This window comes from Streptomyces sp. NPDC048514, from assembly GCF_043199955.1.
In the GTDB taxonomy this organism is placed as follows: Bacteria; Actinomycetota; Actinomycetes; order Streptomycetales; family Streptomycetaceae; genus Streptomyces.
This window is the reverse complement of the sequence record NZ_JBICWT010000023.1, coordinates 1-9,024: the sequence shown is the minus strand read 5'-3', so window position 1 is coordinate 9,024 and position 9,024 is coordinate 1. Positions and strand designations below refer to the sequence as shown.

Sequence of the window (9,024 nt, the reverse complement as noted above, 5' to 3'; positions counted from 1 at the left end):
TCCAACGCCGCACGCCCCGTCGCCAACGAAAAACCCACATCCAACGACGACAACACCGAGTCAGCGACCACACACTCACGCAAACGCTCCACCTGACCAGCCAGAGCCACCGCAGACCTACCCGACACCACCCACGGCACCACACCACCCACACCGGCATCAGCACTCGAAGGCGGTGCCGCCTCGGGCTCCGCAAAGCTCGACAGCACCATGTGGCAGTTGGTGCCGCCCATGCCGAACGAGCTGACGCCCGCGAGCAGGGATTTGCCGTCCGGAGGCGTCCACGCCTCCAGCTCGGTCTGGACTCGAAGGTTCAGGGCGTCCAGCGGAACGGCGGGGCCGGGCTTCTCGAAGTTCAGGCTCGGCGGGAGTTGCCGGTGGCGGATGGAGAGGACGGCCTTCAGCAGGCCTGTGATGCCGGCCGCGCCCTCGAGATGGCCGACGTTGGTCTTGGCGGAGCCCACCCGCAGTGGCCCACCGGCGGGGCGGCCGGCGCCGATGACGGCTCCGAGCGCCGCGGCTTCCACGGGGTCACCGACCTTGGTGCCGGTGCCGTGCAGTTCCACGTACTGCACCTCGGCCGGATGGACGCCGGAGACCCGGTAGGCCTCGCGCAGCACCTCTTCCTGCCCGGCCGGGTCGGGGGTGGTCAGGCTGAGGCCGCCGCCGTCGTTGTTCATGGCGGAGCCCTGGATGAGGCAGTGGATCCGGTCGCCGTCGGCAAGGGCCCGGGAGAGCGGCTTGAGGACGACGAGCGCGCCGCCCTCGCCCCGGACGTAACCGTTGGCCCGGGCGTCGAAGGTGTAGCACCGTCCGTCGGGCGAGAGTGCTCCGAACTTCGAGGCGCCGGCGAAGCTCTCGGGGGCGATGTTGATGTTGACACCGCCGGCGAGCGCGATGTGCGACTCGCCGCGGCGAAGGCTGTCGCAGGCCATGTGGACGGCGACGAGCGAGGAGGACTGGCCCGTGTCGACGACCATGCTGGGGCCGCGCAGTCCGAGGACGTAGGAGATGCGGTTGGCGATGATGCTGCGCTGCAGCCCGGTCAGCGAGTGCTGGGTGACCGCGGTCGGCCCCCGCTGGTGCTGGAGCGCGGCGTAGTCGTCCCCGATCGCACCGATGAAGACGCCGGTGCGGCTGCCGGTCAGTGAAGCCGGGACGGAGCCCGCGTCCTCCAGCACCTCCCAGCTCAGTTCCAGCATGAGGCGCTGCTGCGGGTCCATGGCCGCGGCTTCTCTCGGCGAAATGCCGAAGAACTCCGGGTCGAACCGGTCGACCTGGTCGATGAACGCGCCCCGGCCTTCCTGCGGCGGGAGTCCGATGGTTTCCGAGCGGTCGTCGGGTATGGCGGTGACGGCGTCGGTGCCATCACGGAGAAGCGTCCAGAATTCGTCCGGGTTGTTCGCCAGCGGAAGGCGGCATGCCAGTCCGACGACGGAGATCGGATGGTTGTGCATCTCGGGGTTCCCAGACATTGCGACTTGGATCGCCTCTCCACAACAAAAAAGCAAAGCGAAAGCGGAAAAGAGGTAGCTGAGGGGAGGCTATGCGGCGCCGGCAAAGGGACCAACCCCTAAGTGCGCGAACTCCCCCCTATTGGGGGCGTATCAGCCGTTGGGCTTCTTCAACTGCTCCCACCAGGCACGGTTCTCCTTGTACCAGCGGATGGTCGCCGCGAGACCGTCGTCGAACGAGACCCGGGGGGCGTACCCCAAGCGGCTCGATATCTTGTCGATGTTCACGGAATACCGGCGGTCATGGCCCTTGCGGTCGGGGACCTGTTCCACCATCGAGGTGTCCAGCCCGAAGGCGTCGAGCAGCCGGGCCGCGAACGCGCGGTTGGTCAACTCCGTACCGCCACCGATGTTGTAGACCTGGCCCGGCTCGCCGTCCTGGGCGACCAGGGCGATGCCCTGGCAGTGGTCGTCGACGTGGAGCCAGTCCCGGACATTGCCGCCGTCCCCGTACAGCGGCACTCTGATGCCGTCCATCAGGTTGGTGACGAACAACGGCAGCAGCTTCTCGGGGAACTGGTACGGACCGTAGTTGTTCGAGCAGCGGGTTATGCACACGGGTAGCCCGTGGGTGCGGTGGTAGGCACGTGCCAAGAGGTCCGACGACGCTTTCGACGCCGAGTAGGGGGAGTTGGGCCGCAGCGGTTCCTCCTCGGTCCAGGAGCCGCTGTCGATCGAGCCGTACACCTCATCGGTCGAGACGTGGACGAACTTCGGCACCGCGGCATCGGTCGCGGCCTGTAGCAGGGTGTGGGTTCCCACCACATTGGTGGTGACGAACTCCGCCGAGCCGGCGATCGACCGGTCCACGTGGGATTCGGCGGCGAAGTGGACCACCAGGTCCGTGCCGCGCATGAGGCCGCCGACCAGCGGTCCGTCGCATATGTCGCCGCGGACGAAGCGGAGGCGTCGACTCGCCGCGACGGGGGCGAGGTTCGCCTCGTTGCCGGCGTAGGTCAGCTTGTCCAGCACGACCACATCGGCCCCGGCGTACTCCGGATAGCGGCCGCTCAGGGTCTGTCGTACGAAGTGCGAGCCGATGAAGCCCGCCCCTCCGGTCACCAGAATGCGCACTGGACTACCTCGTGCCTCTCGCGGCGACATCCATCAGGTACTGGCCGTACCCGGTCTTGTTCAGCTGGGCGCCCAGGGCGTAGCAGGCGTCCGCGTCGATGAAGCCCATGCGGAACGCGATCTCCTCCAGGCAGGCGATCCGCACGCCCTGCCGCTGTTCCAGGACCTGGACGTACTGTCCGGCCTGGAGGAGCGAGTCGTGGGTGCCGGTGTCGAGCCAGGCGAATCCGCGGCCCAGGTTGACCAGTCGGGCGTCACCCCGCTCCAGGTACACCCTGTTGACGTCGGTGATCTCGAGTTCCCCCCGGGCCGAGGGCCGGAGGTTCTTCGCGATGTCCACCGCGTCGTTGTCGTAGAGGTAGAGGCCGGTGATCGCCAGGTCGGACCGGGGATGTGCGGGTTTCTCCTCGATGGAGAGCAGTTTTCCGTCGGTGTCGACCTCGCCGACGCCGTAGCGCTCCGGGTCTCTGACCGCATAGCCGAAGAGCACACAGCCGTCGATGTTCTGGGTGTGCTGGTGCAGCAGTCTGGAGAATCCCGGACCGTGGAATATGTTGTCGCCGAGGACCAGTGCCACGGCGTCGCCGTCGATGTGGTCGGCACCGATGATCAGGGCCTCGGCTATGCCGTTGGCCTCCTGTTGCTCGGCGTATTCGAGGGACAGCCCCAGTTTCGACCCGTCTCCCAGCAGAGCCTGGAAGAGTGAGAGGTGTTCGGGGTTCGAGACGATGAGGATGTCCCGTATCCCGCCGAGCATGAGGACCGACAGCGGATAGTAGATCATCGGCTTGTCGTAGACCGGAAGAAGCTGCTTCGACACCGCACGCGTCAGGGGGTGGAGCCGGGTGCCGCTGCCACCGGCGAGCACTATCCCTTTCATGGGGACTCCCGGTGATCGAATGTCTGCATTCTGCTCCTCCGATGGAGCGGTGAACCCGCTGGTGCAAGAGTGGGAATTCGGCCGGACGAGGTCTGCCGACGCATCAGAAGCTATCAACGCGACCGAGCTGAAACGTTGTTCGGCGTACTCCTAGGGGTTTTCGGGGTCATGACAGGGGTGGGGGCGGGGGTTTTGCCGTGACACCGTCACCATTCGCGTCCGGACGGCTCCCCTTTGTGATTTCGGCGCTCCGCCGGCCCAGCGGGATTCGTCACGCGATCCCTGAGGTGACGCCGCGGCGGTCAGCGCCCGGGCCGAGGTCCATGCGTAGTTGCCGACGTCCGCGTATGTTGAGTTTCCGGTACACCCGGGTCAGGTGCTGTTCCACGGTGCTCACCGTGATGTACAACTCGGCCGCGATCTCGCGGTTCGTCGATCCCTGCGCCGCCAGGGCAGCCACCCGGACCTCGGAATCGCTGAGTTTGGACGTCGGACCGGCTTGGTCGTCGTCCACCGATGACTGCTCGTGGGCTTTGAGCCGGCCGGGCCGGATGGCTTCGCACAGCGCGTCGGCGCCACACTCCCTCGCCATCCGCCACGCCCGGTCCGTGATCGCCCCGGCCCTGCCGAACTCGCCCAGCGCCCGATGGGCCCGTCCCAAGTCGGCGAGTGTGCGTGCGAGTTCCAGGCGGTCGCCGGAGTTTTCCAGTTCCGTCACCGCCAAGGACAGAGTGCGAGGACGCAGCGCGGGGTCACTGATCCCCGCTTGCAGACGCAGGGCGGTTCCGCGGATGCGAGCGGAGTCGATCTCGCTCAGCTGGCTCTTGATCAGGCGCTCGGCGCGCTCACGCTCGCCGATCCGCAGCCATGCCTCGGCGGCGTCCATGGTCCAGGGCAGTAGCACGGGCTGCTCGACGTTCCACTGTTCGGCGAGCCGGCCCGCGGTGAGGAACTCGCCGAGCGCGGCGTGCGCCCTGCCCGTGGCGAGGTAGTAGTGGCCGCGGGCCCGGAGGTATTTCAGCCCGTAGACGCTGCGGAACACGCTGTCCCGGACGGGGCGGCTGAGCTGGCGGGCCGCGGCGTTCAGCCGTCCCATCGAGGTGTAGGCGAGGATCTGGGTGGCGAGGGCCCCCGCGGCGAAGACGCTCCCGACGTCCTCGGTGACGCCTTCCAGGGACTGGGCGGCGTACTCCACCGCTTTGGGCAGATCGCCCCGCCAGAGGAAGATCTCGCTGCGGATCATGGCGAGTATGCTCCGCCAGCCCGGGGTCTGCCAGCCCACGGCCTCGCCGGTCAGCGGCTGCCACCAGGCCTCCATCTCGGCCGAGCGGTCGCCCCGGGCCAGAGCGGACAGGGCGGTCACCGCGGGTTCGAAGGTGGCTTCGGTGAGCGCCAGCAACTGGAGCGAGGCCTGGGCCACGAGCACGGCGGGTTCGTCACGGACGGCGCGCGCGGGTACCGGGCCCGTCAGGCCGACGGCCGGCGCGGCTGAGCCGCTCACCCCCGACGGCATCGCCCCACCGAGGATCGCGGTGTCGAGCGTGTGCCGTTGCCTCGTGCCCGCCGCCCCGGGTCCGTCCTTTCCGGGACGGCCGAACCGGTGGAGCGTCCTGCGGGCCTCGTCGACCCGCCCGAGGGCGAGAAGCAGCCGGGCCATCGGGGCCGCACAGGACTCGGGCAGCCGGCCGGAGGCCAGCAGGGCGAGGGGCTCCGTCAGATGGGTTTCGACGGCGGAGGGGTCGAGACGCAGCAGGACGGCTGCGAGCCGGAGCCGGATCTCGGCGCGGTCGATCGGCTCGGCGCAGACGGCACAGGCGAGTTCCAGGAACCTGACCGCGAGCGGTGCGTCCGCGGCGAGCACCTGCTCGGCCGCACACCGCAGGGCGCTGACGGCCCACCGCTCCGAAGGTGCCGCGGATCCCGCGGCCAGCAGGTGGGCGGCGACCTCCGGGCTGCTGCCGCCCTCTCGGTGCAGCAGCTCAGCGGCACGCCGGTGCAGGTCCGCGCGTGCCCGCGGCGCCGTCTCGTCGAGCAGCGCCGTCCGCACCAGCGGATGGCGGAGTGTGCAATCCTCCATCAGTCCGGCCGCGTCGAGCGCCTGGACACCTCGGGTCACGGTGCCCCGGCTGACGTCCAGCAACAGGCTCAGCAGGTCGGGCGACGCGGCCTGCCCGAGCACCGACAGCCCCCTCGCCAGATCCTCCGCGATCCGGTCGGACCGCTTCAGGATGCTGCGAACCGCCGCGATGAACGCCTCTCCGACCGGCGGCTCACCGGACGTCGGTGGCCGCCCCTGAGCGACGGCCGCACGATGGTCCTCCAGCAGTGCCCTGAGCAGCAGCGGATTGCCACCGCTGACGTCGTGCCAGGACTCCGCGCTCCGGGACGCCTCGGCCGCGCCGAGGGGCGCGATGAGCATGCCGGCGACGTCGTGTGCGCGTAGCGGAGGCAGGAAGAGGCGGAGCACGCTGGGGTGCTGGAGGAAGAGGGTGCGCACCGCCGGGTCGTCGCGCCGTTCGTGAACGGCCTCGGTGAAGACGAGCAGCAGCGGCATGGTGCGCGCGGAAGCCGCGGCGCCCAGCAGATGACGCAGCGTGGAGGTGTCGACGTACTGGACGTCGTCGACCAGGACGACGACGGGCCCACGCGCGGCGAGGTCATGAACGGCCAGGCAGAAGGCCCGCTCGCCCGCACTGTCAGTCGTGGGGCCGGCGGCCGGATCCGGATCGGGACCGGTGGCGGTCCCGCTGCCGGGGTGAGCCGAGGGGCGGACGGCGGGAGTGGCGGCCGCATCGTCGGCGCTCCGCACGCCAAGTGCCGTCCGCAGCGCCTCCCGTGCCGGGGCGGGAAGCGCGGGGTCGTGGAGCAGCTGACGCAACCCGGCCTGGCGGAGCTCCTGTTCGCCCTGCCTTCCCGAGATGCGCAGAACCACGGCCCGGCCACGCTCCAACCGTTGCGCGAAGTCCGCGAGAATCGCCGTCTTTCCGAATCCGGCCGGTCCTTCGACGACCACCACACCTGCTTTGCGGAAGACACAGCGAGAGAATTCCTCTTGGAGCATTTTCAGTTGCTCGCTCCGGCCGGTCAGCACGCTTGACTCTCCGTTATCGTTGTTCGTCCGCCATTTTGGTCGCTTCTTCATTCACGAACCGCGCCGCAGATCATAGGGCGCGGCGTTCCGAGCGCAAGTCAAGATGGCGTGGACAACTCTCCGGATGTGAGCAGGCATTCACTGCGCGCAACGGTCCGTGGCCGGCCTGCACCGCCCCAACACCCCCTGGCGTGACGGCAATCGCCAGGACGGGCACCTGAACTGGGGGCGGGCCGGCGTCGACTTCCCGCCATCAACCCTCACAGCACGCGTGGACTACCGCATGAGTATCGAGTACTCGTATTCGCATGTCTGCCTACTCGTTGTGCGCCGTCGATCAGGAGCGGGGACGAGCGAAGATAGGGGTGGCGAACGGACGTTGCCGCAAATAGTCTGCCGAGGTGACACCTCTTCATCCGCCCAAATGGGACAGCCGTCGTATTCGCACTACTTGCCGCACGGCCCGATGACCCGCGGCCAACTGCTCGGCATCAGCGATCTGCACGTCGCCCATTCCGAGAACCGCGCCATCATCGAGAAGCTGCGTCCGGACTCGGACGAGGACTGGCTGCTCGTGGCGGGGGACGTGGGCGAGATGTTCGCCGACATCGAGTGGGCACTCGGCACCCTGCGGTCGCACTTCGCCAAGGTGATCTGGACGCCCGGCAACCACGATCTGTGGACGCCGCGGGAGGATCCCGTCCAGGATCGCGGCGAGCGGCGCTACCGCCGGCTCGTCGACATGTGCCGGCGCCTGGACGTCCTCACTCCCGAGGACCCCTACGCGGTGTGGCGGGGCCCCGGCGGACCGGTCACCGTCTGCCCGCTGTTCGTCCTGTACGACTACTCTTTCCGTACCCCCACCGCCGCCACCAAGGAGCAGTCGCTGGCCCAGGCGGAGGAGGCCGGAATCATCTGCACCGACGAGTTCCTGCTGCACCCGGACCCGTATCCGACCCGGGACGAGTGGTGCCGGGCCCGGCTCGCGGAGTCCGAACGCCGCCTCTCGGCATGCGATCCCGGAATCCCCACCCTGCTGGTGAACCACTATCCGCTGGTTCGCGAGCCCACGAGGGTGCTGACGCACCAGGAGTTCGCCCAGTGGTGCGGCACCGAGGACACGGCCGACTGGCACCTACGCTTCCGGGCCGCCGCCGTGGTGTACGGGCACCTCCACATCCCGCGCACCACCTGGTACGACGGTGTGCGGTTCGAGGAGGTGTCGGTCGGCTACCCCCGGGAGTGGAGACGCCCCGGCCATCCCCGCACCGTGCCCCGTCGCATCCTTCCGGTGGGACCGTGACCGGCAGCGTTGTGGGCCCGGTTCCGGCGGCTGCCGGAACCGCCGGCGGCCCCTCCCTCGGTCACCGCACCCTGATCGGCACGATCCTGCCGCCCGCGGTCGCCTGCGCCGAGGCCACGGCCGACATCGAGGGCGCCCCGCTCCCACCCGAGGAGCAGGCGCTGATCGCCCGTGCCGTCGGCAGCCGGCGCGCCGAGTTCGCCACCGGACGGACGTGCGCACGCAGGGCCCTGTCCCGGCTCGGCGTGCAGGCGGGCGCGATACTCCCCGACGCGCAGGGCGCTCCGCGGTGGCCGGGCGGGGTGACCGGCAGCATCACCCACTGCGACGGATACCGCGCCGCCGTGGTCGCCCGGACCGCCGACATCGCGACCCTCGGCATCGACGCGGAGGTCAACCGGCCGCTGCCACCCGGTGTGCTCGACGCCGTGGCGCTGCCGGCGGAACGTGCATGGGTGCACACCCTGCTGCGCGCGCGTCCGGACGTGCGCTGGGACCGGCTGCTGTTCAGCATGAAGGAGACCGTCTACAAGGCGTGGTACCCGCTGGCCCGCTGCATGCTGGACTTCGAGGAGGCTCGCCTCACCGTGGACCCGGCACGGCGTACGTTCTCCGCCCGGCTGTTGCGGCCAGGACCACTGCTCGCGGGCCGGCCCTTGACCGGCTTCTCGGGACGATGGCTGGCCACCGACGCCTGGGTGCTGACGGCCATCACGGTGCCGGCTCCGGCCGCTCACCCACGACGGTCCCCGATCGGCACCCCTTCTCCGTCGAGTTAGGGGAACCCGGCAGGCGGTGTAGGGGTTCTCCACCGCTGAGCACGCGGCGTACGGTGCGACTCGTCCCGCGAAGGCGCAGCCGTCTCGGCCGCAACCGCCCCCAGTCCGCCTGCCGCCGCTCGCCGCCTGCACAGCCCAGAGGTCATCGACGTGGAAGCCATTGTGAGCGCCGTTCTGTCCGGCGAGGCCGCTCCTGAAGATTTTTCCGCCTTGCCCCTTCCGGATTCCTACCGGGCCGTGACGGTCCACAAGGAGGACGCGGAGATGTTCGCCGGCGTACCGAGCCGGGACAAGGACCCGCGCAAGTCGATCCACCTCGACGACGTCCCCGTGCCCGAACTGGGTCCGGGCGAAGCCCTGGTGGCCGTCATGGCCTCCTCGGT

Annotated in this window: 6 protein-coding genes and 1 pseudogene; 3 read left to right on the top strand and 4 right to left on the bottom strand. The window is 69.4% G+C overall.

What is annotated here, in order from left to right:
• The 4 genes from ACGFT2_RS34015 to ACGFT2_RS34000 all read right to left on the bottom strand — a co-directional run.
• A partial coding sequence (locus ACGFT2_RS34015) for a type I polyketide synthase (protein WP_393286210.1) occupies positions 1–1,457 on the bottom strand: 1,457 nt, incomplete at its 3' end.
• 150 nt (positions 1,458–1,607) lie between these two features.
• Complete coding sequence (gene rfbB, locus ACGFT2_RS34010) at positions 1,608–2,588, bottom strand: dTDP-glucose 4,6-dehydratase (RefSeq protein WP_393286208.1); 981 nt, start codon at positions 2,586–2,588, stop codon at positions 1,608–1,610.
• 4 nt (positions 2,589–2,592) lie between these two features.
• Positions 2,593–3,468, bottom strand: a complete 876-nt coding sequence (rfbA, locus tag ACGFT2_RS34005) for a glucose-1-phosphate thymidylyltransferase RfbA (RefSeq protein WP_393286205.1) — start codon at positions 3,466–3,468, stop codon at positions 2,593–2,595.
• 271 nt (positions 3,469–3,739) lie between these two features.
• Positions 3,740–6,529 (bottom strand): AAA family ATPase, encoded by a 2,790-nt coding sequence (locus ACGFT2_RS34000; RefSeq protein WP_393286203.1) that lies wholly within the window; start codon positions 6,527–6,529, stop codon positions 3,740–3,742.
• A gap of 454 nt (positions 6,530–6,983) precedes the next feature.
• Between ACGFT2_RS34000 and ACGFT2_RS33995 the strand changes: the two genes are divergently transcribed.
• The 3 genes and pseudogenes from ACGFT2_RS33995 to ACGFT2_RS33985 all read left to right on the top strand — a co-directional run.
• Positions 6,984–7,862, top strand: a complete 879-nt coding sequence (locus tag ACGFT2_RS33995; RefSeq protein WP_393286200.1) for a metallophosphoesterase family protein — start codon at positions 6,984–6,986, stop codon at positions 7,860–7,862.
• A gap of 71 nt (positions 7,863–7,933) precedes the next feature.
• Positions 7,934–8,641: a 4'-phosphopantetheinyl transferase gene (locus tag ACGFT2_RS33990; protein WP_393286213.1), complete on the top strand. Its 708-nt coding sequence runs from the start codon at positions 7,934–7,936 to the stop codon at positions 8,639–8,641.
• A gap of 150 nt (positions 8,642–8,791) precedes the next feature.
• A pseudogene (locus ACGFT2_RS33985) lies at positions 8,792–9,024 on the top strand (crotonyl-CoA carboxylase/reductase); the annotation flags it as partial.

Excerpts from the sequence above, each read along its gene's own strand:
- ACGFT2_RS33995 (WP_393286200.1), top strand. The coding sequence starts at position 6,984 with ATGGGACAGCCGTCGTATTCGCACTACTTGCCGCACGGCCCGATGACC.
- ACGFT2_RS34000 (WP_393286203.1), bottom strand. The coding sequence starts at position 6,529 with ATGCTCCAAGAGGAATTCTCTCGCTGTGTCTTCCGCAAAGCAGGTGTG.
- rfbA (WP_393286205.1), bottom strand. The coding sequence starts at position 3,468 with ATGAAAGGGATAGTGCTCGCCGGTGGCAGCGGCACCCGGCTCCACCCC.